This window comes from Collinsella sp. AM17-1 (genome assembly GCF_003470665.1).
Taxonomy (GTDB): domain Bacteria; phylum Actinomycetota; class Coriobacteriia; order Coriobacteriales; family Coriobacteriaceae; genus Collinsella.
Genome location: NZ_QRJZ01000003.1, coordinates 126,897 through 145,859, shown reverse-complemented (window position 1 = coordinate 145,859; position 18,963 = coordinate 126,897). Strand labels below are relative to the sequence as shown.

General features: G+C 65.7%; 40 protein-coding genes. All 40 read left to right on the top strand.

Annotation, left to right across the window (positions count from 1 at the left end; translation table 11 throughout):
• Window positions 1-48: 48 nt before the first annotated feature.
• The 40 genes from DW195_RS03020 (at window position 49) to DW195_RS02845 (ending at window position 18,963) form a co-directional block, all read left to right on the top strand.
• On the top strand, window positions 49-252 hold the full coding sequence (locus DW195_RS03020; RefSeq protein ID WP_118205811.1) for a helix-turn-helix transcriptional regulator: 204 nt from the start codon (window positions 49-51) through the stop codon (window positions 250-252).
• A gap of 75 nt (window positions 253-327) precedes the next feature.
• Window positions 328-711 carry a hypothetical protein gene (locus DW195_RS03015; RefSeq protein ID WP_147356480.1) on the top strand — a complete coding sequence of 128 codons (384 nt, stop codon included), beginning with the start codon at window positions 328-330 and terminating at the stop codon, window positions 709-711.
• Window positions 712-767: 56 nt separating this feature from the next.
• A complete protein-coding gene (locus DW195_RS03010) occupies window positions 768-1,049 on the top strand; it encodes a hypothetical protein (RefSeq protein ID WP_118205809.1) in 282 nt (93 codons plus the stop codon).
• Window positions 1,042-1,380, top strand: a complete 339-nt coding sequence (locus DW195_RS03005; RefSeq protein ID WP_118205808.1) for a hypothetical protein — start codon at window positions 1,042-1,044, stop codon at window positions 1,378-1,380. Before DW195_RS03010 ends, DW195_RS03005 begins: the two co-directional genes overlap by 8 nt.
• Entirely contained in the window at window positions 1,373-1,741 is a 369-nt protein-coding gene (locus DW195_RS03000) for a hypothetical protein (protein ID WP_118205807.1), read from the top strand. The genes DW195_RS03005 and DW195_RS03000 overlap by 8 nt, the downstream gene beginning before the upstream one ends.
• A gap of 2 nt (window positions 1,742-1,743) precedes the next feature.
• Window positions 1,744-1,956, top strand: a complete 213-nt coding sequence (locus tag DW195_RS02995) for a hypothetical protein (RefSeq protein ID WP_118205806.1) — start codon at window positions 1,744-1,746, stop codon at window positions 1,954-1,956.
• A complete protein-coding gene (locus DW195_RS02990; RefSeq protein WP_118205805.1) occupies window positions 1,956-2,177 on the top strand; it encodes a hypothetical protein in 222 nt (73 codons plus the stop codon). The genes DW195_RS02995 and DW195_RS02990 overlap by 1 nt, the downstream gene beginning before the upstream one ends.
• On the top strand, window positions 2,177-3,070 hold the full coding sequence (locus DW195_RS02985) for a DUF1351 domain-containing protein (protein WP_118205804.1): 894 nt from the start codon (window positions 2,177-2,179) through the stop codon (window positions 3,068-3,070). The genes DW195_RS02990 and DW195_RS02985 overlap by 1 nt, the downstream gene beginning before the upstream one ends.
• Entirely contained in the window at window positions 3,071-3,628 is a 558-nt protein-coding gene (locus tag DW195_RS02980; protein ID WP_118205803.1) for an ERF family protein, read from the top strand.
• 3 nt (window positions 3,629-3,631) lie between these two features.
• Entirely contained in the window at window positions 3,632-3,979 is a 348-nt protein-coding gene (locus tag DW195_RS02975; protein WP_118205802.1) for a hypothetical protein, read from the top strand.
• On the top strand, window positions 3,976-4,569 hold the full coding sequence (locus DW195_RS02970; protein ID WP_118205801.1) for a single-stranded DNA-binding protein: 594 nt from the start codon (window positions 3,976-3,978) through the stop codon (window positions 4,567-4,569). Before DW195_RS02975 ends, DW195_RS02970 begins: the two co-directional genes overlap by 4 nt.
• A 109-nt stretch (window positions 4,570-4,678) precedes the next feature.
• Window positions 4,679-5,548 (top strand): DUF6291 domain-containing protein, encoded by an 870-nt coding sequence (locus DW195_RS02965; protein WP_118205800.1) that lies wholly within the window; start codon window positions 4,679-4,681, stop codon window positions 5,546-5,548.
• A complete protein-coding gene (locus DW195_RS02960) occupies window positions 5,545-5,997 on the top strand; it encodes a hypothetical protein (RefSeq protein WP_118205799.1) in 453 nt (150 codons plus the stop codon). The genes DW195_RS02965 and DW195_RS02960 overlap by 4 nt, the downstream gene beginning before the upstream one ends.
• 2 nt (window positions 5,998-5,999) lie before the next feature.
• Window positions 6,000-6,404 carry a hypothetical protein gene (locus DW195_RS10390; protein ID WP_158567888.1) on the top strand — a complete coding sequence of 135 codons (405 nt, stop codon included), beginning with the start codon at window positions 6,000-6,002 and terminating at the stop codon, window positions 6,402-6,404.
• 37 nt (window positions 6,405-6,441) lie between these two features.
• Window positions 6,442-6,921, top strand: coding sequence for a YkgJ family cysteine cluster protein (locus DW195_RS02955; protein WP_158567887.1), 480 nt, complete (start codon window positions 6,442-6,444; stop codon window positions 6,919-6,921).
• On the top strand, window positions 6,863-7,141 hold the full coding sequence (locus DW195_RS02950) for a hypothetical protein (protein ID WP_118205797.1): 279 nt from the start codon (window positions 6,863-6,865) through the stop codon (window positions 7,139-7,141). Before DW195_RS02955 ends, DW195_RS02950 begins: the two co-directional genes overlap by 59 nt.
• A 30-nt stretch (window positions 7,142-7,171) precedes the next feature.
• Window positions 7,172-7,396: a hypothetical protein gene (locus DW195_RS02945; protein ID WP_118205796.1), complete on the top strand. Its 225-nt coding sequence runs from the start codon at window positions 7,172-7,174 to the stop codon at window positions 7,394-7,396.
• The gene (locus DW195_RS02940) at window positions 7,393-7,590 is read left to right on the top strand and encodes a hypothetical protein (protein ID WP_147356479.1); all 198 of its coding nucleotides are present in this window, start codon (window positions 7,393-7,395) and stop codon (window positions 7,588-7,590) included. Before DW195_RS02945 ends, DW195_RS02940 begins: the two co-directional genes overlap by 4 nt.
• 107 nt (window positions 7,591-7,697) lie before the next feature.
• Window positions 7,698-8,339 (top strand): hypothetical protein, encoded by a 642-nt coding sequence (locus tag DW195_RS02935; protein WP_118205794.1) that lies wholly within the window; start codon window positions 7,698-7,700, stop codon window positions 8,337-8,339.
• Window positions 8,340-8,358: 19 nt separating this feature from the next.
• Entirely contained in the window at window positions 8,359-8,748 is a 390-nt protein-coding gene (locus DW195_RS02930; RefSeq protein WP_118205793.1) for a hypothetical protein, read from the top strand.
• Complete coding sequence (locus tag DW195_RS02925; protein WP_118205792.1) at window positions 8,748-9,017, top strand: DUF3850 domain-containing protein; 270 nt, start codon at window positions 8,748-8,750, stop codon at window positions 9,015-9,017. The genes DW195_RS02930 and DW195_RS02925 overlap by 1 nt, the downstream gene beginning before the upstream one ends.
• Before the next feature lie 46 nt (window positions 9,018-9,063).
• A complete protein-coding gene (locus DW195_RS02920) occupies window positions 9,064-9,573 on the top strand; it encodes a hypothetical protein (protein ID WP_118205791.1) in 510 nt (169 codons plus the stop codon).
• Complete coding sequence (locus DW195_RS10320) at window positions 9,560-9,760, top strand: hypothetical protein (protein WP_147356478.1); 201 nt, start codon at window positions 9,560-9,562, stop codon at window positions 9,758-9,760. Before DW195_RS02920 ends, DW195_RS10320 begins: the two co-directional genes overlap by 14 nt.
• A complete protein-coding gene (locus tag DW195_RS02915) occupies window positions 9,753-10,121 on the top strand; it encodes a hypothetical protein (RefSeq protein WP_118205790.1) in 369 nt (122 codons plus the stop codon). Before DW195_RS10320 ends, DW195_RS02915 begins: the two co-directional genes overlap by 8 nt.
• Window positions 10,108-10,383: a hypothetical protein gene (locus tag DW195_RS02910; protein WP_118205789.1), complete on the top strand. Its 276-nt coding sequence runs from the start codon at window positions 10,108-10,110 to the stop codon at window positions 10,381-10,383. Before DW195_RS02915 ends, DW195_RS02910 begins: the two co-directional genes overlap by 14 nt.
• Window positions 10,376-10,720: a hypothetical protein gene (locus DW195_RS02905; protein WP_118205788.1), complete on the top strand. Its 345-nt coding sequence runs from the start codon at window positions 10,376-10,378 to the stop codon at window positions 10,718-10,720. The genes DW195_RS02910 and DW195_RS02905 overlap by 8 nt, the downstream gene beginning before the upstream one ends.
• A complete protein-coding gene (locus DW195_RS10385) occupies window positions 10,713-10,979 on the top strand; it encodes a hypothetical protein (protein ID WP_158567886.1) in 267 nt (88 codons plus the stop codon). The genes DW195_RS02905 and DW195_RS10385 overlap by 8 nt, the downstream gene beginning before the upstream one ends.
• The gene (locus tag DW195_RS02900) at window positions 10,979-11,215 is read left to right on the top strand and encodes a helix-turn-helix domain-containing protein (protein WP_158567885.1); all 237 of its coding nucleotides are present in this window, start codon (window positions 10,979-10,981) and stop codon (window positions 11,213-11,215) included. Before DW195_RS10385 ends, DW195_RS02900 begins: the two co-directional genes overlap by 1 nt.
• On the top strand, window positions 11,212-11,400 hold the full coding sequence (locus tag DW195_RS02895) for a hypothetical protein (protein WP_118205786.1): 189 nt from the start codon (window positions 11,212-11,214) through the stop codon (window positions 11,398-11,400). The genes DW195_RS02900 and DW195_RS02895 overlap by 4 nt, the downstream gene beginning before the upstream one ends.
• Window positions 11,384-11,668, top strand: a complete 285-nt coding sequence (locus DW195_RS02890) for a hypothetical protein (RefSeq protein WP_118205785.1) — start codon at window positions 11,384-11,386, stop codon at window positions 11,666-11,668. The genes DW195_RS02895 and DW195_RS02890 overlap by 17 nt, the downstream gene beginning before the upstream one ends.
• Window positions 11,669-11,783: 115 nt before the next feature.
• Complete coding sequence (locus DW195_RS10650; protein ID WP_255413536.1) at window positions 11,784-11,906, top strand: hypothetical protein; 123 nt, start codon at window positions 11,784-11,786, stop codon at window positions 11,904-11,906.
• Window positions 11,903-12,103, top strand: coding sequence for a hypothetical protein (locus tag DW195_RS02885; protein WP_118205784.1), 201 nt, complete (start codon window positions 11,903-11,905; stop codon window positions 12,101-12,103). The genes DW195_RS10650 and DW195_RS02885 overlap by 4 nt, the downstream gene beginning before the upstream one ends.
• Entirely contained in the window at window positions 12,100-12,381 is a 282-nt protein-coding gene (locus tag DW195_RS02880) for an HNH endonuclease (protein WP_118205783.1), read from the top strand. Before DW195_RS02885 ends, DW195_RS02880 begins: the two co-directional genes overlap by 4 nt.
• 247 nt (window positions 12,382-12,628) lie before the next feature.
• Entirely contained in the window at window positions 12,629-13,060 is a 432-nt protein-coding gene (locus tag DW195_RS02875) for a P27 family phage terminase small subunit (RefSeq protein WP_118205782.1), read from the top strand.
• 218 nt (window positions 13,061-13,278) lie between these two features.
• Window positions 13,279-14,481, top strand: coding sequence for a hypothetical protein (locus DW195_RS02870; protein ID WP_370215082.1), 1,203 nt, complete (start codon window positions 13,279-13,281; stop codon window positions 14,479-14,481).
• Window positions 14,481-15,899, top strand: a complete 1,419-nt coding sequence (locus DW195_RS02865) for a phage portal protein (RefSeq protein ID WP_158567884.1) — start codon at window positions 14,481-14,483, stop codon at window positions 15,897-15,899. The genes DW195_RS02870 and DW195_RS02865 overlap by 1 nt, the downstream gene beginning before the upstream one ends.
• Window positions 15,880-17,151: a hypothetical protein gene (locus DW195_RS02860; protein WP_118205779.1), complete on the top strand. Its 1,272-nt coding sequence runs from the start codon at window positions 15,880-15,882 to the stop codon at window positions 17,149-17,151. The genes DW195_RS02865 and DW195_RS02860 overlap by 20 nt, the downstream gene beginning before the upstream one ends.
• A 231-nt stretch (window positions 17,152-17,382) precedes the next feature.
• The gene (locus tag DW195_RS02855; RefSeq protein ID WP_118205778.1) at window positions 17,383-17,841 is read left to right on the top strand and encodes a hypothetical protein; all 459 of its coding nucleotides are present in this window, start codon (window positions 17,383-17,385) and stop codon (window positions 17,839-17,841) included.
• Window positions 17,842-17,866: 25 nt separating this feature from the next.
• Window positions 17,867-18,754 (top strand): phage major capsid protein, encoded by an 888-nt coding sequence (locus DW195_RS02850; RefSeq protein WP_118205777.1) that lies wholly within the window; start codon window positions 17,867-17,869, stop codon window positions 18,752-18,754.
• An 11-nt stretch (window positions 18,755-18,765) separates the two neighbouring features.
• Window positions 18,766-18,963, top strand: coding sequence for a hypothetical protein (locus DW195_RS02845; RefSeq protein ID WP_118205776.1), 198 nt, complete (start codon window positions 18,766-18,768; stop codon window positions 18,961-18,963).

The window sequence follows — 18,963 nt, the reverse complement described above, 5'->3', positions numbered from 1 at the left end:
AGGTTACTGTATCCAATGTACCTAATGTAGATTAGGAAGGAGGTACGGATGAACAGCCTTCAAGGACTGGTGGCGGCCCGAGTTGCGGAGCTGAACATTACTAAGCAGAGTCTTGCCGACGCTGTCGGGGTATCGCTCGTCACCTTCAACAAGAAGGTATGCGGCGAGTCTGACATCACCATCACAGAGGCACGAAAGCTCGCAAAGGCTATCGAGGTGAGCAGCGATGAAGTCTGCCGACTCGCGCCATAGCGAAAGTAAGCCCAAGACCCCGCGCGAGATAGCGCTCGACACCATGTGCTCGACGCTTCGGGCGGCGTACCGGGAATGGGAGAGGAAGGAGGGGGGCAAGAGACAGTGAGGCAATGGTCGACACGTGAGATCCGGTACCTGAGGGAGCACGCCGGCGACGGAGCCAAGGAGATAGCCAAGGCGCTCGGACGGACTACCGAGGCCGTGAAGCTCCAGGCGAGGAAGTGCGGCATATCGCTCCGGCAGCGCTGGATGTGCCCGAAGTGCGGGCGCATGACGTTCAAGCCGCTGAACAAGGCGAACGGCTGGTGCGCGGAGTGCACGAAGGAGGGCCACGTGGCAGACCTCAGGGAGCAGGCCAGCGCGATGCGCGAGGAGGCTGCGAGGTCCAAGCGGAACGACCGCGAGCGGCAGAGGTGCTACAGCGCCAAGAGCCGCGCGAAAAAGACCCAAAAATAAAGACCCTAAAAAGCACCCTAGCCCTGACCTGCGGAAACATCAGAAGGGAACACAAGATGTACACATACAAAGAAGCGAGCGCCCCCAGCTACCAACTTGTGAGCACTCGCCGAAACAGCCCCAGACATGAGGCTCAGACCATCATAGCACCCAAGTCATACCGACCGACCGTCCGCGAGCAGCTCGACTCCGATGCGTTCAGGGCGGGGGCCATGGTCGGCTTCATCGCCGCCGCGATCCTGTTCGCGGCGATCCTGACCGTCTTCGTCCTCCCGACGATGGACGGCGCGGTCCAGGCTGCCAAGGCCGCATGCGCTGTGGGGGCCGTCAATGCGTAACGACGAGAGATACCGCCAGAAGCCGATGAGCAACCAGCTCGAGATATTCGGCCTCGGCGCGGACGGCGAGCAGGACATGGCCGAGGCGCGCACATGGATAAGCGAGCACCCGCGGGCGTGGGACTTCATGGTCGAGCAGGCCACCCGCCTCAACTGCAAGGGCTACGTCTCGATCAACTACCTCATCCACATGGTGCGCAACAAGCTGCACGTCGGCGTGAAGAACGGCCTCGCGCCGAGCCTCGCCCGCATCATGGAGGCGCGCTACCCGCACCTGAGGCACGCATTCAACAAGCACCGCTCCAAGAGCGACGGGTTCGTCGATGAGTAGGAGCAGGAGGACCGCCATGGACGCGGGCACGAGGTTCGAGCGCCTGGTCGCCGACTACCTGGCCGGGAGGCTGGGGGCCGACATCGACAGGCAGGTCAAGACCGGTTCCAAGGACACGGGCGACATCCGCGGCGTGTCGATGGCCGGGCGGGGCATCGCAATCGAGTGCAAGGACTACCAGGGAAGGCACGAGCTGCCCAAGTGGCTGCGCGAGGCCGAGGTCGAGCGCAGGAACCGCGGGGCCGACTACGGCGTGGTCGTCTGGAAGCGCCGCGGGACCGCCATCCCCGGCGAGCAGTTCGTGACCATGACATTGGAGACGTTCGCGGCGATGCTCGCGGGCGTAGGCAGGGAGGAATAGCAATGGAGAGCACAAACATACCGGTGGAGATCGAGGCCAAGTTCAAGCAGGCCACCGTGAAGGGCGGCGTCGCCGTCCTTCAGTTCGAGGTCGACACGGAGGACAGCGCGGCGTTCGACGCCATCCGCAAGAGCGGCGAGGAGGTCTGGCTGTCCATCCAGAGCAAGCAGCCGCAGATCCTGTTCGTTAGCCACGACGGGGGGGTGACCGAGTGATGGAGGACTACAAGGGGATGCTTGCCGAGCTGGCCGAGCTCGCCACGGAGGAGCAGGCGATGTTCACCATCTATGGCATAACCAAGTCCGACGAGGCGTTCGACAGGTTCTTGGACGCGCGCGAGAGGCTGTCCAAGTGGATCGTCGGGCACGCTGCCGTCATCGACGAGGCGATAACCGAGAGGAAGTACAACCGGATGCTCAACGAGGAGGTCAGGTAATGTCCGAGAAGAACGGGGCCGAGGAGGTCGTCGCCGAGGTCATCGAGGAGCAGGGGGCGTCCGACCTCGTCGTCACGTACTCGCCGTCCGTCATCAGCGCCAACTTCGACGCGCTGGAGGCCCACGTCCGCGCGAAGGTCGCGGACTACGAGGGCGCCAAGTACGACTTGACCAAGGACGACTCCATCAAGGAGGCGAAGCACGACCGCTCCTACCTCAACGGGCTCAAGTCCGAGATAGAGGAGCGCCGAAAGGCCGTGAAGCGCGAGTACAACAAGCCGCTCGCCGCCTTCGAGAAGCGCTGCAAGGAGATCACGTCCATCATCGACGGCGCGTCGGACGGCATCAAGGCGCAGCTCGACGAGGCGGAGGAGAGGCGCAGGGCGCGCGCGAGGGCCGCACTCGAGGCCCACTACAGGGAGTTCGCGGAGCTCCTCTCGCCGGTCGTGCCCTACGAGCGCCTGCACGACGACAGATGGCTCAACAAGTCGTTCGGCGAGGCGAGGGCCAAGAAGGCCCTCGAGGACAAGGTCTCAGCCGTCGCGCGCGACTGGGACACGCTCAAGGCCCAGCGCGACTCCATGGCCCACTACGAGGTCGCCGAGCGCGAGCTGTTCCGCACGCTCGACCTTGGCTCGGCGCTCAACGCCGCCCGCGCCGCCGACGAGGAGGACGCCCGCATCGCCGCCATGCGCGAGGCGGTTGAGCCCGAGCCCGCGCCGCGTCCCGCGACGAGGCGCCAGGCGGAACCCGCCGCCGCGGCGCGCCCCGAGCTGCACTGCGCGTGGACGGTCGAGATCCCGTCCGCGACCCGCTCGCAGATGGAGCTGCTCGCCGCGGCGCTGCGCGAGCGTGGCATCACCGGCACCATCAAGTGCAAGGGGGTGTGCTAGATGGCCGACGAGGAGATGACGCTCTCCCAGGCGATAGCCAAGGTGCAGCGCTCCGTGACAGTCCCCAAGGCGCGCTACAACGCATTCGGGAAGTTCAGCTACCGCTCGTTCGAGGACATCGTCGCCGCGCTCAAGGAGCCCTGCAAGGAGGCTGGCGTGGCGTTCACGCTCCAGGACGGCATCTGCAAGGTGGGCGACCGCTACTACGTCGAGGCGACGTGCACGCTGTTCTTCGAGGACGGGCACGGCGATACGAGGGAGTTCAAGGCCTACGCCCGCGAGGCGGAGCACAAGAGCGGCTCCGACGACGCGCAGGTGACCGGGATGGCGTCGAGCTACGCGCGCAAGTACGCGCTCTGCGGGCTGTTCGCCATCGACGGGCAGAGCGATCCGGACGCGCTCTCGGACAAGCCCGAGAAGGAGCCGCCCGAGAGCGGCGGGTTCACGGCGAAGTGCAAGGCCTGCGGCACGGCCTACACCTTCGAGTCGAAAGAGCAGTACGAGGAGTTCAAGAAGCACCCCGGCTGCTGCGCCACGCCGACGTGGCGCGTCCTGTAGGCCATGCAGGACATGTACGCGCAGCGCGAGGAGCTGTTCGAGCGCCTCATGGCGGAGCTGGACACGCTCAGGCGGACGGGCCAGCAGTACGCCGAGAACGAGGCCGACTACCGCAAGGCCCTGCGCATCGCCATCCTCGAGGAGCGCTCCAAGGGCACGCCGGTGACCATCATCGGCGACCTGTGCCGGGGGCGCGAGGAGATAGCCGAGAAGAAGCAGCTGCGCGACTGCGCCGAAGCCCTCTACAAGGCATCGAGCGAGGCAATCATGGCGCTGAAGCTGCGAATCAAGACCGTAGACGCCGACATCCAGAGGACATGGACGAGCGGCGGAGAGGAGACATACAGATGAGCATCAACAGAGTGGTGGTGTCGGGCAATCTGACCCGAGACCCCGAGCTACGCGTCACGCCGGGCGGCACGCAGGTGCTGGGCTTCGGCGTGGCCGTCAACGACCGCCGCCGCAACCAGCAGACGGGGGAGTGGGAGGACTACCCCAACTTCATCGACTGCACCATGTTCGGCAACCGCGCCGAGGCGCTCTCGCGCATCCTGCACAAGGGCATGAAGGTCGCCATCGAGGGGAAGCTGCGCTACAGCTCCTGGGAGGACAAGAACGGGGGCGGCAGGCGCTCGAAGGTCGAGATCATCCCCGACGAGGTCGTCCTCATGAGTCTGAACCCCAACGGCCAGCAGGCCCCGCAACAGTACGCGCCGCAGGGATACCAGCAGCAGTACGCGCCGCAGCAGGCGCCGCAGACCGCCCCGCAGGCGTATGTCCCGCAGCCGGCGCCCCAGCAGCCCGCGCCGCAGTGGAGCGCCCAGCAGGCCTACCAGCAGGCCCCGCAGGCAGCGCCGCAACCGGCACCGCAGCAGGCAGCGCCGCAGCCGGCACCCGCCCAGCAGCAGCTGGACGTGTACGACGAGGACATCCCGTTCTGATGGGGCGCGTACCCGACATCATCCGCGACCACTGGGAGGCGGCCCTGTTCGCCGCCTCCTTCTCCGCGGGTTTCCTGTTCTTCTCTTCGCTTCTCTGGGGGTGGTTCTGATGGCAAGCAAGTTCACGTGGTTCCCGAAGCTCACCGCCGCCCTCGAGCGCGTGCCGGAGGGGCCGCGCGGGGAGCTGTGCTGGGCCATCATCCAGTACGGCACCAACGGCGTAGAGCCGGAGTTCGCCGACTGGGCGCTCAGCGCAGTGTTCGAGAGCCTCCGCGAGGACATCGACAACAGCCTCGCCGCCCGCAACAAGAACAAGGGCGGCAGGCCGCGCAAGGACTCCAAGGGCGAAACGGGGGTTTCGGAGGATACGGAAACCTCGGAAACGGGGGTTTCGGAAAACGGAAACGGGGGTTTCGGGGTTTCGGAAACTACCGAAACGGGGGTTTCGGAACCTGAAAACCCCTCCTTATATACCAATCCATACCAGTCCATACCAAGCCAGGCCATCCCAGTGCAGGGCAGTGCGGACGCGTGCGCCGCGCCCGAGGGCTTCGAGCCGCCTACCGCCGAGGAGGTCGCCGCGTACTTCGGTGCCAACTGCCTGAACGGCGACCCGCAGGCGTTCTTCGACTTCTACGCGTCGCAGGGCTGGCGCAAGTCGAACGGCATGCCGATCTCGGACTGGCAGCCGCAGGCCCGGCAGTGGCACCGCCGCCAGCGCGAGCTCGACGCCGAGGCCCGCAGCCGCGGCAAGCCCACCGCCTCGGAGGTCGAGGCCGCGACGTTCAGGCCGACCAGGACGCCCGAGGAGGCGCTGGCCGAGCAGGAGCGAAGGTGGGCGTCCGAGCACCCGGGCATCGACCCGGCCAAGGTCGAGGCCCCGCGGGGCACGACCGCGAGCAGGGACCGGTTCGGGCTGTACCAGGACGCGCAGAGGCTGCTGGCCGCCCGCGCCGCGTGCGAGAGGAGGCTCTCATGATCCTCGACGCGGGCCTGCTGAGGGGATGGCCGAAGGAGCGCGCCGAGCTGTACGGCAAGCCCCACCTCGGGACGAGGTACACGCACGGCACGGCATACGAGCCGACGCAGGCCCGGTGCGCGGTGTGCGGCAGGCGCGCCTCCAACTGCCACCACGTCGCCCGCAGGTCGTGGGGAAAGACGTTCAGGCTCGTCACGCCAAACGGGGTGTGGGAGCTGCGCAGCCCGCTGTTCGCCCTGTGCGGCTCCGGCACGACCGGGTGCCACGGGAAGTTCCACGACGGCGGCCTCAGGGCCGAGTGGGTCTGGCGCACCGGGGCGGCCGAGGAGGCATGGTGGTCCGGCACGCTGCTCAGGGAGTACCCGCCGCACAGCCCCGACCTCTACATGTTCGGCTACTGGGCCATCACCGACCGTTACGGAAACGAGATCATCCGAGAGGTGAAATGACGATGGAGATCACCAACTGCGAGCAGTACGTGCTCGCCGAGCTGGACTACGAGCAGCGCCGCAACGAGCGCCTCGCGGCCGAGAACAACAAGCTGGCCAAGCAGCTCGACGCCATGACAAAGAGGGCCAACGGCTACAGACGCATCATCAACCGCGACAAGGCACCCATCGAGGCGCTGGCCGACAAGGTCATGCGCGAGGAGATGCTGACCCGCTTCACCTATGCCGAGGTCACGGACGTCAAGAGCGCGTTCAGCGGAAGGCTGCTCGACTTCGACGAATGGTGCCACGATGCGATGCGATATGTGGCGCTGGCGGACGACGTCGGCGAGGAGGAGTTCATCCGGTTCATGCGCCGGGACCTCAAGAAGATCTACGACAAGAAGGTGGCCAGATGTGCCGAGTAGAGGCCGCCGTGCCCGACATGAGCGGCAGGGCAGGCCGATGAATGACGAGAAGGCCGTCGCCGCGGCCATCCATGCCGGGCTCCAGAGCGACGACGTGACCGACCTCTACACGGGCGACTGCAGGGGCTGCGGCGAGTGCTGCTCGCGCTTCCTGCCCGTGAGCCCGTTCGACCGGGTGCGCCTCGAGGCGTACGTGCGCCGGAACGGAATCGTGCCCGCCGAGCCCAGGGCTGAGTACGACCTGCTGTGCCCGTACCTCACGGGCGGGCGCGAGTGCGCGGTCTACGCCGCGAGGCCCGAGATCTGCCGCGCCTACCGGTGCGACAGGCACAAGAGGGGCGAGCTGGGCATGTTCTTCGGCGCGGAGTGCGCCGAGGTGACCGACATGCGCGCGCTCGCGGAATCAATGGCCCGCGATGTCTATGAATGCGAAAAGGAACCGAATGGAAGGAATACCGATGACCGACGAGAAGAAGACCGGCGAGACGTCCGAGACGCCATACCCCGGGACGCTTAGCTGGGCGGCGACGCGGTTGCTGGAGGCAATCGGCGATGCCGCGAAGGCCGTCGCCGAGATGCTGTGGGAGAGCATCTCCCGCGTGTTCCGAGACGCCCGCCGTCTCATGAGGAAGTTCGCGAAGGCGCTCGACCCGAAGTGGCAGCGCCGCCGCCGTCGCGCACTCGCCCGCTCGCGCCGCAACAACCTGTACCTGAAGAGCATCGGGAGGTGCCGGTGATGGGCGGCAAGTACAGGAAGGAGCAGGGGTATGGCTAGGAACGTGTACGGCGGCTACTGCCGCGAGTGCGGCAAATGGACGCCTCCCGGGTTCGGGCACTTCGAGCGCTACCGCGGCGGCTGGCGCGTCCACTGCGTCGAGTGCGCGAGCGGGCGGAAGCTGCCGCCCGAGGGAGACCAGGCGGCGCAGGACATGCGGCGCCACGTAAGGAACATGGTGAACGACGGAAGGTACGGGAAGAGGGGATGCAGATGACGGGAGACGAGAGGCCGGACATCTACGCGGACGGGCTCCGGGAGGAGCGCTGCGAGAACTGCCTGCACTGCTGCGCGACGGTGCTGCGCACCGTCCACGGCATGGAGCGCACGGAGTACGAGTGCGTGCGGCGCCCGGAGTTCGTGCACCGCACGCAGGGGCTCGCCAGGTGCAACTACTGGGAGGCGCGATGAGCGGATGGGATGAGCTCGGCCGCGAGCAAGACATGGCCGCGGCGAGGGCCGTCGGCTACCTCGAGGGCATGTACGACGTGGCCGTCGTCAGGAAGATGGTGGCGTAGATGCGAGTTCTTATCGCCTGCGAGGAGTCGCAGCGCGTGGCGCTTGAGTTCCGGAAGATGGGGCACGAGGCTTACAGCTGCGACCTTGAGGAAGCGGGGGGGGGTCACGACCTCATGCACCTCAACGTCGACGCTCTCCAGATGCTCAAGCTCAGGTGGGACCTAGTGATCGCGCACCCGCCATGCACGTATCTCACCGTCACCGGCAACCGCTGGTTCGACGAGGGGAAGTACGGCGACAGAGCGCGCGAGCGCAAGACTAACCGTGAGGCCGCCGTCGAGTTCTTCATGGCGTTCGCCAAGTGCGATGCGCCGCACGTCGCAATCGAGAACCCCGTCGGCTGTATGAGCACAAGATGGCGCAAACCGGACCAAATCGTGCAGCCGTACATGTTCGGCGACCCGTTCGAAAAGAAGACGTGCCTGTGGCTGAAGGGGCTCGAGCCGCTCAAGCCGACTGATGAGGTCGAGCCTGAGCCGCGCAAGGTCTTCAAGTCAGGCAACTCCATGCCGGCATGGTACGCGGACGCCTGGCATCTGCCGCCACACGAACGCGCCAAGGTTCGCAGCCGCACGTTCCCGGGCATCGCAAAGGCGATGGCCAACCAGTGGTGCGAGCAGATCGGGATGGAGGGCGTATAACGCCAGATAAGGAGGAATGATGATTCAACTGCCAAAGGATGCCGACGGTCGAGAGATTCCGCTGGATACCAAGGTGCTGTACGGCAGCGGCGGCACGGCCCGAAACATCGTGTACTGGGTGTACACGGTCGATTCCGACCTCGAGAAAGAGTGGGGGAACTGCTGGCGCGCGGTCACGGACGCGGGCAGGAAACTCGACGCCGAGCTCATGTACCTCACCGAACCCGACAGCTGGGAGAAGCTGGAAGAGGACTTGGACAAATGCGTCGCAGAAGGCACCGCTTGCACGTACTTCAGCAAGGATGGAACCTGTCAAAGTTGTTCTCTCGGCAATATAACAACTGGTTGCTCTCCGAAAGTGATTGAGGACATCGTATCCCGCATCCGCAAGCTGAGGGGTGAAGACTGATGGCGACGCACAGGCTCAAGATTCAAGAGCAATACGCAGACGCCGTCCTGAACGGCACCAAGACGTTCGAGATTCGCAAGAACGACCGGGGTTACAAGGTCGGCGATGAGATCGTATTCGACGTTGTCACGAACGAAGGCTACGCCGTCGGGGAAGCAGCCAGGCATCCGCTCAACGGTGAAGTCTACCGAATCGACTACATCCTCGACGGTTTCGAGGGCCTCGCCCAGAAATACGTGGCGCTGGCCATATCCAAGGAGGGCGAATGATTACCGATAAAGAGCGTCGCGAGATGGGGGCGAAGGAGGTCTAGCTATGGCATACAGCGACTACGGCGCGTTCGTGTACCTCAACGGCGAGCGCAGAACCGACAAGGAGGACGTAGGCGTATACGACACCGACGAGGCCTCCCTGCCTACTGGACTCCGCGTGTACGCGAACATCATGAAGCACCATGACGGATTCGAGTGGTTCGAGTTCTCGCACCATGGAGTCATGGGCGACGGCAGCGTCCGCGTCGGGTGCTACAAGCAGGGATGGCCGGAGGTCTACGAGTGGGAGGACGGCGAGGACAAGCCGGCCATATACACGTTCGATGACCTTTCCCGCAAGTTCGGGTGGGACGATTGCGAGGAGTACGGTGACACGAGGTACGCCGCCGACAAGTACGACAAGGAGTTCGACTTCTTGGGATGGCACTTCAACTTCTGGGGCGACGATAACGGCGACACTCCGAGGTACGGGGCGACCATGAGCCGCGACGGAGAGACCTGGGAGTGCGGCTACGACTGTATGTTTGGAGCTGGTTTCGATGACATTCACTAGCGAAGAGCGACGCGAGATGGCTGAGAACCTGCGACACCTGACCATCGGCCACTCCATCCAGTACAAGGAGCAGTTCTTCGACGAGCTTGCCGAGGTGGTGGTCGGCTTCGAGGACTACCATGACTTCGACGTTGTCCTCGATAAGCTCGCTGATCTCATTGACCCGGAAGGGGGAGACGATGATTAACGACGAGGAGCGCAAGCGAGCGGTGGCTGAGTTGCGCGAAGCATCGACCGGGGCATACCGCCACGTTGATTCACTCGACGTGATTGCAAACTCAATCGGCGTCGAGGTTGGCGGCAAGTTCATTCACGAGGTTGAGAACGAGACGTACGCGGCCCTTGCAGACCTAATCGACCGTCCGACATGTCACAACGTCGCCGACTACACCAAGGAATCATTCAAGTGCTCAGAGTGCGGGTGCCGCGTGCTGGTGCCCGGCGACAGGCCGGACGGTGTGCTCGTCGTGACCTCCGAGGCGTTCCCAGTCGACTGGTACTCATGCCCGGTCTGCGGGGCGGTGGTGGTGGAAGATGAAGCGTATTAAGTTCGCAAGGCCGGTCGATTGTCCAACGTGCGGCGCGACCCCGTCGCACCAGAAGTGGAAGCCGCGCAAGTTGGTGTACACCAACGAGGTGGTCGCGTTAGGTGACGTCGACCCCGTCGACGCCGTCCATTGCCCTAGGTGCGACCTCGTCTTCGGCGTCGTGCATTACGAACACGACGACACGTACATCACGAGCTGGACCGAGTTCGAGACTGTCCCACGGTATTGCCCGTGGTGTGGGGAGGATTTGACTGATGATTAGCGACGAGCAGCGCCGCGAGGCGGCGGCGAGCCTGCGCGGGTCGAGGGGCTTCTTCGGCAGCCTGCCGAGGACCGTCCTCGAGCCGTTCATATTCGACACCTTCGAGCGCGTGCTCGAGTGCGTCGGCTATACGGAGGGCAACGTATTCGACTATCTCGCCGACCTCATCGACCGCGGCGAGTGCGAGAACGTCTACGACGGGAGCGTCCAGGACTCGTGCGACAACGGCTTCCTGTGCTCGGTCTGCGGCTGCAAGGTCGAGGACGAGGAGCACTACCGCGTGAGCGGCGTCTGGAACTATTGCCCGGGGTGCGGGAGGAAGGTGCGGCATGGCTGACGAGATGAGGCCGGCGCCGTCGCCGTCCGTCGACCTGTGGAGACCGGATGGCCCCGCCGCGAGGGCCGCGGCCGCCATCATGGCCAACGCGGTGGCGAGCTTCAACGAGGCCCTCGTGCCCGTGCTGCGCGGCATGAGGCGCGAGGCGAGGGCGCTCTGCAAGAAGTTCGACCCGAAATGGAGGCGCGCCCGGATTCGCGCGCTCAAGAGGTCCCGCCGCAACGTGGAGACGCTCAAGCGCGAGGGGAGGTGCAGGTGATGGCGACCGAGTACGTTCTGGACGCCGACAAGATCGCCCATTGGCGCATCGACAACCACGTCCCGCTGAAGCAGCTGGCGCGCGCCGCCGGGGTGAACCTCAGCAGCCTGAGCCACGTCATCCGCGGCGGCAGGGAAGTGAAGATGAACCTGCTGCTCAATCTGGCGAATGCGATGGGCGAAGACCCGCGCGACATCGTGAGGCCCAAAGCACTTGCAAGTCAGGAGACAAAATGAAATTCGAGATCATTGAGCGCCACATCATCGACGTGCCGGACAGCGAGCTCACGGACGATGAGCGCCCCCTCGGCAAGATGACGCTCGCCGAGGTTCTCGACGTCATCGCGGAGAACCCGCACAGGTTCATCGAACGGTACGAGTTGTACCGCGAGGAGGTGATCCGCCTTGGGGGCAAGCTGTGATCCGGGCTACAACCTCCCGGACGGATGCACCGACGCGGCAATCGACAGGCACTTCGGCGAGGGCAAGCCCACTTGCGCCGAGTGCACCAAGATGTACGAGTGCTGCTGCGACTACGGCATCTGCGAGATAGAGTTCGACGACGCCTTCCGGGGGAAGTTCGACGGGGCGGACGCGGAGCCGGGCGACGTCGCCTACTGGGCGCTCCCGTGGATAGCGGACCACATGAGGGACATGCAGAAGGAAGCGTGCGCCATGTTCTGTGGCTGATGCCGCTGGCGGCGCTCACCGCGCTGCTGGCGTGGGCGGCGAGGTCCGCATGGGCGCTCGCCGTGGTTCTGACCGTTCTCGTGCGCATGGCGTGCGGGTGAGATTGGAGGTTTGAATGGACGAGATCGGAAGGCTAATCGGCAAGCTCATCGGGTGCCTCATCATGGCCGCGCTCGTGCTGCTGTGCGCCGCCGCCGTCGTGTGGTGCTGGCGGGTGCTCGCGGGGCTGGTCGCATGAGCGCCGGCGAGAGGGTGGCGCGGCAGCTCCGCGACGCCGCGGCCCTGCTGGAGTCCATGGCGGAAGACGTGGCGGGGGACATCGACGAGAGGTTCGTGCTGCCGCCCATAACGCTCACCATCAAGATAGGAAGCACCGACGAGACCCCGACCCTGTCGGTGAAGAAGGACTACCTCGCGAGGAAGCGCCTGGCATGACGTGGAGCTCCAACGGCAACGCCGAGCGCAAGCTCAAGGCGAGGCTCCGCGCCGAGGGCAGGCCGTGCCACATATGCGGACAGCCCATAGACTACAGCCTGCCGCCCGGCACGCCGTGGAGCTTCGAGGCCGACCACGTGGTGCCGAGGGCGAGGGGCGGCGCGGTGCTGGACTACGCGAACCTCGACGCGGCGCACCGCATCTGCAACCAGAGGAAGGGCAAGCACATGCCGGGCGACGCGAGGCCCGTCGAGATAAGGCGCACGAGGCTGTTCTGAGTGCTTGAGACAACTGAATAGGCGGGGCTGAAAAGCCTAACTGGAGGCGCGGTCGTTTGCTCGGCTGCGCCTCACTGCTTTTTGGGGCGCTGAGCCGCCGATGGCGGGGGCATTGCCCCCTCCCCGGGGGTGCACGGACACCCATCGCTGCCAGTGCCGATTTCCCCCCGCCCCATGACCCCAGGGCGGGGGTAGGCCGCGAATCTCACCCGCATCGCACAATGCGGGCACGAGAAAGGAGGCCGGGATGCCGGAGATGCCGGAATCGGTCGCATCCGACGACTATCAATCGCAGATCTGGGCGAGCGTCACCGCATCGGGGCGCTTCTCCGACGAGGACGCGCCGAACCTCGCGCTGCTGTGCTACTGGCACGCCGTGGCGAAGGCCGCGGAGGATGCCATGAGCAAGGGCAAGTCCGTGAAGGTGCTCGACCCCGTCGGCTACAAGCCCGTCAAGGCGAAGAACGGCAGGCACGCCATCATGGAGCGCCCGCACCCCGCCGTGTCCGTGCTCAAGCAGGCGACCGCCGAGATACGCGCGCTCAACGAGCTGCTCGGGCTGTCGCGCAAGGCGGTGCCCATCCAGGTGCAGCAGGCGCGTCCGCAGAGCGACGGCGCTAGGGTGCTGAGCCTGATGTTCGCCGACCGCGAGCGCAAGGCCAAGGCGGCGGGCGCCTGATGGAGCCCAGGCAGACGCCGACATACGAGGCGAACGTCCCGGAGGACCTCAGCGGCGACGGCGGGATGGCCTGCGAGCTCGCGACCGCCTACTTCGGCGACCCGCTCCCGTGGCAGCCGCACCTGCTCGACGCGATGCTGGCCCGCGACGCGCGCGACAAGTACCTGCTGCGCACGCTTGGCATCTCCATCCCGCGCCAGAACGGAAAGAGCTGGGTCGTGCGAGCAAGGTGCTTCTACGGCGCGCTCAACGGCGAGAAGATCCTGTACACCTGCCAGCACGGCGACACATCCGACCAGATGTTCAAGGAGCTGTCCCAGCCATTCGAGGACGAGGACGAGACCGAGCTGCACGACCTCCTGCTCGCCGTGCGCAAGACGAACGGGCAGCAGGCCATCAGCCTCAAGAACGGCGGACTCATCCGCTTCACCACCCGCACCAACTCGCTGGCGCGAGGCAAGACCTACGACGTGCTCATCTACGACGAGGCGCAGGAGCTCACGGACACGCAGCAGGCGGCGTCCCTGCCTGCCATCTCGGCGAGCGCGATGCACAACCCGCAGACCATCTACCTCGGAACGCCGCCAGGCCCCGACAACGTCGGCACGGTGTTCCGCGACCTCCACGACGACGTGCACGACGGAGAGTCCGAGATGGCGTGGATCGAGTGGGGCGCGGACGAGATAGGCGACGTCCACGACGAGTCCCGCTGGTACGAGTACAACCCGTCCATGGGCACCGTGCTCAACTACGAGGCCGTCAAGGGCGAGTCCGAGCAGATGCAGCCCGACGTGTTCGCGCGCGAGCGCCTCGGGTGGTGGGCGAAGACGGGAGGCTCGCTCCTCTACGCCCTGTCCTCCAAGAAGTGGGACGGGTGCCGACGCGACTCAGCGCCCACTGGCGGAAAGCTCGCGTTCGGCGTGAAGTTCTCCGCGGACGGCTCCAACGCCGCGGTGTCCTGGGCGCTCGCCGACAGGGACGGACCGTCCTACGTCGAGCTGTACGACGTGATGGGCGCTTCGGGCGGAACGGTCGCGATCTCGGACATGCTCCTGCGCAACCGAGATGAGATCGCGTGCGCCTGCATCGACGGCAAGTCCGGAGCGGACGCGCTCAAGCGGCGGATGCTCGACGGCGGCTTCAGCAAGTGCGCGCTCGTGATGGGCACGCCCGCAATCGTGCAGGCTGCGGCGTCGATGCTCAAGGACGAGGTCGACTCGGGCACGCTGTCTCACATCGAGTCGCCGGCGCTCGACGACTCGGCGCGCAAGTCGCTCAAGCGCGACATAGGCAGGGACGGATGGGGCTTCGCGGACGGCCCCGACTCCATCGCCGCCCCCATCGAGTCCGCATCGCTCGCCCTCTGGGCGGCGAGAACCACGAAACGAGACCCGCGAAGGGAACAGGAGGCCAGCTTCTGATGGCAGCAGTGAACATGGAACTGGCGGGGCAGGTAGCATCCGCCGCAGGCTTGGAGCCGGGCGACGCGGCGCTCGTCCGCGAGCTCATGACCGTCTGGCGCGAGCATCGAGCCAGCAACCTCGAGCGCGAGGACTACTACCTCGGGCACGTGTCGGTGAAGGACCTCGGCATCGCCATGCCGGCGAGCCTCGCCAAGAAGATCAACCCGCGCGTGGACTGGCCCCGCAAGGCCGTGCACGCACTCGCCGACCGCTCCATCTTCAACGGTTACACGTGCGCGGACGAGCAGACGAGCAAGGCCCTCCGCGCCATCTGCGAGTCGAACCAGCTGGAGCGCCTCTACCGCAAGAACCTCATCGGCGAGCTGAAGCACTGCTGCGGTTTCTGGACCGTGACGGACGGCGGCGGCTACCCGGTCATCTCGGCTTACCCCGCCACCGCGGCGGCGGCGCTCTGGGACGACGCTCGCAAGGCCATCAGGGCGGGCCTCGTCGTGGCTGAGTCCAAGAAGATGCCCGGCGACACCGAGCGCGTGCCGACCGTGGTGCACCTGCTCACCGACGACAGCCTCGTGGTGCTCACGCGCGACGGCGGCTCGTGGGTAGCCGAGTACCGCGAGCACTCGATGGGGCGCTGCCTCATGGAGCCGATGGCACACGGCGCGACTCTCGAGCGCCCCTTCGGCACCTCGCGCATCAGCCGCTCCGTGATGAGCATCACCGACGACGCCATCCGACAGCGCGCCCGCATGGAGGTCGCCGCCGAGGCCGCGACCCTGCCGCAGACGTGGCTTCTGGGAACCTACAAGAAGATGCTCAACGATGGCAACAAGTACGACGCGAGCATGGGCGCTGTCAACGAGATCACCAAAGACCCCGACGGCGACAAGCCCACGGTCTGGCAGTCCGCTCAGCTGCAGATGGCCCCGCTCACGGAGTACCTGCGCCAGCTCGCCTGCCAGATGTCGGCCGTGACCAACGTGCCGGTGAGCTTCTTCGGCGTGTCCAACGACAACCCGTCCTCCTCGGACGCTATCGCCGCGTCCCTGGAGCCCTTGGTCATCGACGCCAAGAACCTCAACCGCGACAACGGCACGGCGCTGCGCAACGTGGCCTACATGGCGCTCGCCGTGGCGAACGGCACCGATTTCGCCACCGAGCGCGACGCGGGCCACGAGATAAACCCGCGATTCCTGTCCCCGGCGTACCCGTCCACGGTGAGCCTGTCCGACGCGCTGCTCAAGCAGGTGCAGGCGCTCCCGAAGCTCGCCAACTCCACGGTGGCCTACGAGATGCTCGACTACACGGACGAGCAGATCCAGCGCATCGAGTCGGATGCCAAGAAGGCGCAGGCGAGCGCGGCTATCGCGTCGCTGTTCGAGCCGAAGGAGGGCGAGAATGGCGGCGGTGCCGACTAGCCTGCTGGACGAGCTGACCGATGAGGTGAACGCGCTGTCGGCAGACGCCCAAGCGAAGGTGAGGCCGGCGCTCGAGTCCCTGCTGTCGAGCTGGGAGCGCGGCGGTGGCGGCGATGTCGCCGCTCTCCGCGAGAGGGCCTACGAGACGATCGAGGCGGTGCTCGGGTACTACGCCGACACGTGCGCCGCCGCCAGGGCGGCCGAATACTACGACGCGGTCAGGGCGTCGCAGGGCTTCCCCGGGAAGTATCGGGCGGTCGCCGAGTCCATGCGAGACCCGGACGCCACGCTCGGCGCGGTTAGATATTTCATCGGCAAGGTCGTCGAGGGCGCCCCCGAGGTGTTCGTCTCGCGGTGCGTCACGAGGGTCGACGAGGAGATCAGGCGCGCCGCCAACAGGTGCGTCGCCCACAACGCGCGCAAAGACCCGGCAAAGCCGTGGTACGCCCGCGTTCCCCGTGGCGAGACGTGCGGGTTCTGCCTCATGCTCGCGTCGTTCGGCTTCTACGCCAAGACCGAGGAGGCGGCCGAACACTCGCACGCGCACTGCGACTGCCGAATCGTTCCCGGCTTCGACGGGGTGACTACAGTCAAGGGATACGACCCTGACGGGATGTACGAGAGGTATAACGACTGCCTGGCCGCGCTCGGAGGCCGCGACGGCATCGCCTCCGACTGGTACGCAATGCCGGAGGACGAGCGCGAAGCGCTCGTGAGGCGCCACGGCAACAAGGAGGGGAAGGCGTACACCGCCTACCTCAACAACCGCGTCGCATCCGAGATAGAGTTACGCGACCCGTCTTGGTACGCGGGCGGCGAGCATAAGGGCATAACGTTCACGGACGATGCGGTGAGGCGCGACAAGGTAAAGAGGTGGAGGGTAGACCCCGGAGAGAGGAGAACCGCAGAGAAGCTGGCGGCACTGGGCTACAAGACTGAGTTCTGGGAAGACGAGGTGCACCTGAAGAGTGAGAACGCACAGGGAAAAACGACCGTAAGCCGCGCCGACCTGTCCACGGGCATCGAAATCAAGACCGTGTACACGTCGAAATCGGAGAACACGTTCAAGTCGCACATGAAGTCCGTGGCCAACAAGAGCGGAGTGCGGTTCGCCGTCTTCGACGTCAGCGAGAACAAGTCTGTCACCGACAGCCAAGCCGAAGCATGGATACGCAAGTACATGAAGAGGTACGGAATCGCCGAAGTGAGGATGCTGGGGCACGACGGGTCGCTCCAAACGATAAAAAAATAGGCGGGAGCTGCATGTCTCAATAGGTGAGTCAAACAGCTTCCGCCCAATCCCATCTTACCGCATGGCCGCCCACGGGCGGCTTTTTTCATGCCGAAAAACGCCAAACAGGCCAAATCTCACGCCTGTCGGACACTTCCCGGGACAGGGGCCGCACGGCCCCGAAACGCACATCTAAGGGGTTCGGCCGCACGGCTGGCCCGACGGGCCGCACGGTCCGGGAAAGGACGCGACATGGCAGAAGAGACCAACACGGAGCCCTCGGGCGGTACGGAGCCGACCGGGGGCGAGGAGCCCGACTACAAGGCGCTCTACGAGGCCGAGAAGGCGCACTCCCGCAAGTGGGAGAAGCAGGCCAAGGCCAACAAGGGCGCGGCAAGCGCACTCGACGAGGCCAACCAGGCGAAGAAGACCGCCGACGAGAAGGTCGCGGAGCTCGAGAAGCGACTCGACGCCAAGGAGAAGGCCGAGGCGCGAGCCAAGATCGCCGCCAAGGTCGCGCAGGAGAAGGGAGTCCCCGCCGAGCTCATCGTCGGCGAGGACGAGGAGAGCATGGCCGCATGGTGCGACAAGATGCTCGCCGCCTTCAAGACAAAGCCCGCGCCGCGAGTGGAGAAGCCCGGCAGCTTCGACAAGGGCGGCAAGGGCGGGGACGAGGCGCTGCGAGACTTCGCCAAGCGCCTCCTGAAGTAAGCCAAACCCGAAGAAAGGCACAGAAATGGCTGCAAACGACACCCAGAAAATCAAGCTGCCGTCCAGCGTGGTCTCCACCATCATCGGCAAGGTGAAGGACACCTCCACCATCGCCACGCTGAGCCCCAGCACGCCGCAGAAGTTCGCCGACACGACCTATCTCGTGTTCAACCCGACCGCAGAGGCCGAGGTCGTCGCCGAGGGCGGCAAGAAGTCCGGCTCCGAGATCTCCACCGACACCGTGGTCGCAAAGCGCGCCAAGATCGTCACGACCACGCGCGTCTCCGACGAGCTGAAGTGGGCCGACGAGGACAACCAGCTGGAGATCATCTCCAACATCATCGCCGACCAGACCGCCGCCGCGGGCCGCGCGCTCGACTACATCATCTACCACGCCATCAACCCCAAGACCGGCCTCGGCCTCACGGGCTACACCGCCCTGACCGCTGACAAGGACGTCCACAGCGTCGCCAAGACCGACTCCCCGGTCGACGACATCGACTCCCTCTCCGACGCCCTGCTCGACTACGGCATCAACGGCATCGCCATGAGTCGCCAGTTCGCCTCCGAGCTGCGCAAGCTGCGCGTGCCCGCCACCGGGCAGCGCCTGTACCCCGAGGTGCCGCTGTCCCTCAACGTGGGAAACCTCGACGGCATCCCCGCCTCCGTGTCCGGCACCGTGAACGGCCGTCTCGCCAAGACCCCGACCAAGGTCTCCGCGATCATGGGCGACTTCTCCGCCATCAAGTGGGGCATGGTCCGCGACATCACCGCCGAGGTCATCGAGTACGGCGACCCCGACAACACCGGTCAGGACCTGAAGGGCTACAACCAGATCGCCTACCGCACCGAGGCCGTCCTGGCATACGCGGTACTCGACCCGAAGGCCTTCGCCGTCCTCAAGAGCGCCTAGGGGGTACCGAGATGGCTCAGCTAGTCCAGAAATTCATCGTGGAGGACGCGGGCAAGGCGTCCAGCATCCTCCCGCAGCACGTGGCGCTCGTCTCGCCCGACGGCAAGCCGCTCGTCGTGCCCAAGAAGGTCGCCAACCCCGGCGCCAGCCCGACCGTCGCGAAGGTCGTTCAGGCCCTCGTCGACGCCGGGATCATGGAGGCCGAGTAG

Bases quoted from the DNA above. Each gene is read 5' to 3' on its own strand.
- DW195_RS03020 (WP_118205811.1), top strand. From the start codon at position 49: ATGAACAGCCTTCAAGGACTGGTGGCGGCCCGAGTTGCGGAGCTGAAC.
- DW195_RS03015 (WP_147356480.1), top strand. From the start codon at position 328: ATGGGAGAGGAAGGAGGGGGGCAAGAGACAGTGAGGCAATGGTCGACA.
- DW195_RS03010 (WP_118205809.1), top strand. From the start codon at position 768: ATGTACACATACAAAGAAGCGAGCGCCCCCAGCTACCAACTTGTGAGC.
- DW195_RS03005 (WP_118205808.1), top strand. From the start codon at position 1,042: ATGCGTAACGACGAGAGATACCGCCAGAAGCCGATGAGCAACCAGCTC.
- DW195_RS03000 (WP_118205807.1), top strand. From the start codon at position 1,373: ATGAGTAGGAGCAGGAGGACCGCCATGGACGCGGGCACGAGGTTCGAG.
- DW195_RS02995 (WP_118205806.1), top strand. From the start codon at position 1,744: ATGGAGAGCACAAACATACCGGTGGAGATCGAGGCCAAGTTCAAGCAG.
- DW195_RS02990 (WP_118205805.1), top strand. From the start codon at position 1,956: ATGGAGGACTACAAGGGGATGCTTGCCGAGCTGGCCGAGCTCGCCACG.
- DW195_RS02985 (WP_118205804.1), top strand. From the start codon at position 2,177: ATGTCCGAGAAGAACGGGGCCGAGGAGGTCGTCGCCGAGGTCATCGAG.
- DW195_RS02980 (WP_118205803.1), top strand. From the start codon at position 3,071: ATGGCCGACGAGGAGATGACGCTCTCCCAGGCGATAGCCAAGGTGCAG.
- DW195_RS02975 (WP_118205802.1), top strand. From the start codon at position 3,632: ATGCAGGACATGTACGCGCAGCGCGAGGAGCTGTTCGAGCGCCTCATG.
- DW195_RS02970 (WP_118205801.1), top strand. From the start codon at position 3,976: ATGAGCATCAACAGAGTGGTGGTGTCGGGCAATCTGACCCGAGACCCC.
- DW195_RS02965 (WP_118205800.1), top strand. From the start codon at position 4,679: ATGGCAAGCAAGTTCACGTGGTTCCCGAAGCTCACCGCCGCCCTCGAG.
- DW195_RS02960 (WP_118205799.1), top strand. From the start codon at position 5,545: ATGATCCTCGACGCGGGCCTGCTGAGGGGATGGCCGAAGGAGCGCGCC.
- DW195_RS10390 (WP_158567888.1), top strand. From the start codon at position 6,000: ATGGAGATCACCAACTGCGAGCAGTACGTGCTCGCCGAGCTGGACTAC.
- DW195_RS02955 (WP_158567887.1), top strand. From the start codon at position 6,442: ATGAATGACGAGAAGGCCGTCGCCGCGGCCATCCATGCCGGGCTCCAG.
- DW195_RS02950 (WP_118205797.1), top strand. From the start codon at position 6,863: ATGACCGACGAGAAGAAGACCGGCGAGACGTCCGAGACGCCATACCCC.
- DW195_RS02945 (WP_118205796.1), top strand. From the start codon at position 7,172: ATGGCTAGGAACGTGTACGGCGGCTACTGCCGCGAGTGCGGCAAATGG.
- DW195_RS02940 (WP_147356479.1), top strand. From the start codon at position 7,393: ATGACGGGAGACGAGAGGCCGGACATCTACGCGGACGGGCTCCGGGAG.
- DW195_RS02935 (WP_118205794.1), top strand. From the start codon at position 7,698: ATGCGAGTTCTTATCGCCTGCGAGGAGTCGCAGCGCGTGGCGCTTGAG.
- DW195_RS02930 (WP_118205793.1), top strand. From the start codon at position 8,359: ATGATTCAACTGCCAAAGGATGCCGACGGTCGAGAGATTCCGCTGGAT.
- DW195_RS02925 (WP_118205792.1), top strand. From the start codon at position 8,748: ATGGCGACGCACAGGCTCAAGATTCAAGAGCAATACGCAGACGCCGTC.
- DW195_RS02920 (WP_118205791.1), top strand. From the start codon at position 9,064: ATGGCATACAGCGACTACGGCGCGTTCGTGTACCTCAACGGCGAGCGC.
- DW195_RS10320 (WP_147356478.1), top strand. From the start codon at position 9,560: ATGACATTCACTAGCGAAGAGCGACGCGAGATGGCTGAGAACCTGCGA.
- DW195_RS02915 (WP_118205790.1), top strand. From the start codon at position 9,753: ATGATTAACGACGAGGAGCGCAAGCGAGCGGTGGCTGAGTTGCGCGAA.
- DW195_RS02910 (WP_118205789.1), top strand. From the start codon at position 10,108: ATGAAGCGTATTAAGTTCGCAAGGCCGGTCGATTGTCCAACGTGCGGC.
- DW195_RS02905 (WP_118205788.1), top strand. From the start codon at position 10,376: ATGATTAGCGACGAGCAGCGCCGCGAGGCGGCGGCGAGCCTGCGCGGG.
- DW195_RS10385 (WP_158567886.1), top strand. From the start codon at position 10,713: ATGGCTGACGAGATGAGGCCGGCGCCGTCGCCGTCCGTCGACCTGTGG.
- DW195_RS02900 (WP_158567885.1), top strand. From the start codon at position 10,979: ATGGCGACCGAGTACGTTCTGGACGCCGACAAGATCGCCCATTGGCGC.
- DW195_RS02895 (WP_118205786.1), top strand. From the start codon at position 11,212: ATGAAATTCGAGATCATTGAGCGCCACATCATCGACGTGCCGGACAGC.
- DW195_RS10650 (WP_255413536.1), top strand. From the start codon at position 11,784: ATGGACGAGATCGGAAGGCTAATCGGCAAGCTCATCGGGTGCCTCATC.
- DW195_RS02885 (WP_118205784.1), top strand. From the start codon at position 11,903: ATGAGCGCCGGCGAGAGGGTGGCGCGGCAGCTCCGCGACGCCGCGGCC.
- DW195_RS02880 (WP_118205783.1), top strand. From the start codon at position 12,100: ATGACGTGGAGCTCCAACGGCAACGCCGAGCGCAAGCTCAAGGCGAGG.
- DW195_RS02875 (WP_118205782.1), top strand. From the start codon at position 12,629: ATGCCGGAGATGCCGGAATCGGTCGCATCCGACGACTATCAATCGCAG.
- DW195_RS02865 (WP_158567884.1), top strand. From the start codon at position 14,481: ATGGCAGCAGTGAACATGGAACTGGCGGGGCAGGTAGCATCCGCCGCA.
- DW195_RS02860 (WP_118205779.1), top strand. From the start codon at position 15,880: ATGGCGGCGGTGCCGACTAGCCTGCTGGACGAGCTGACCGATGAGGTG.
- DW195_RS02855 (WP_118205778.1), top strand. From the start codon at position 17,383: ATGGCAGAAGAGACCAACACGGAGCCCTCGGGCGGTACGGAGCCGACC.
- DW195_RS02850 (WP_118205777.1), top strand. From the start codon at position 17,867: ATGGCTGCAAACGACACCCAGAAAATCAAGCTGCCGTCCAGCGTGGTC.
- DW195_RS02845 (WP_118205776.1), top strand. From the start codon at position 18,766: ATGGCTCAGCTAGTCCAGAAATTCATCGTGGAGGACGCGGGCAAGGCG.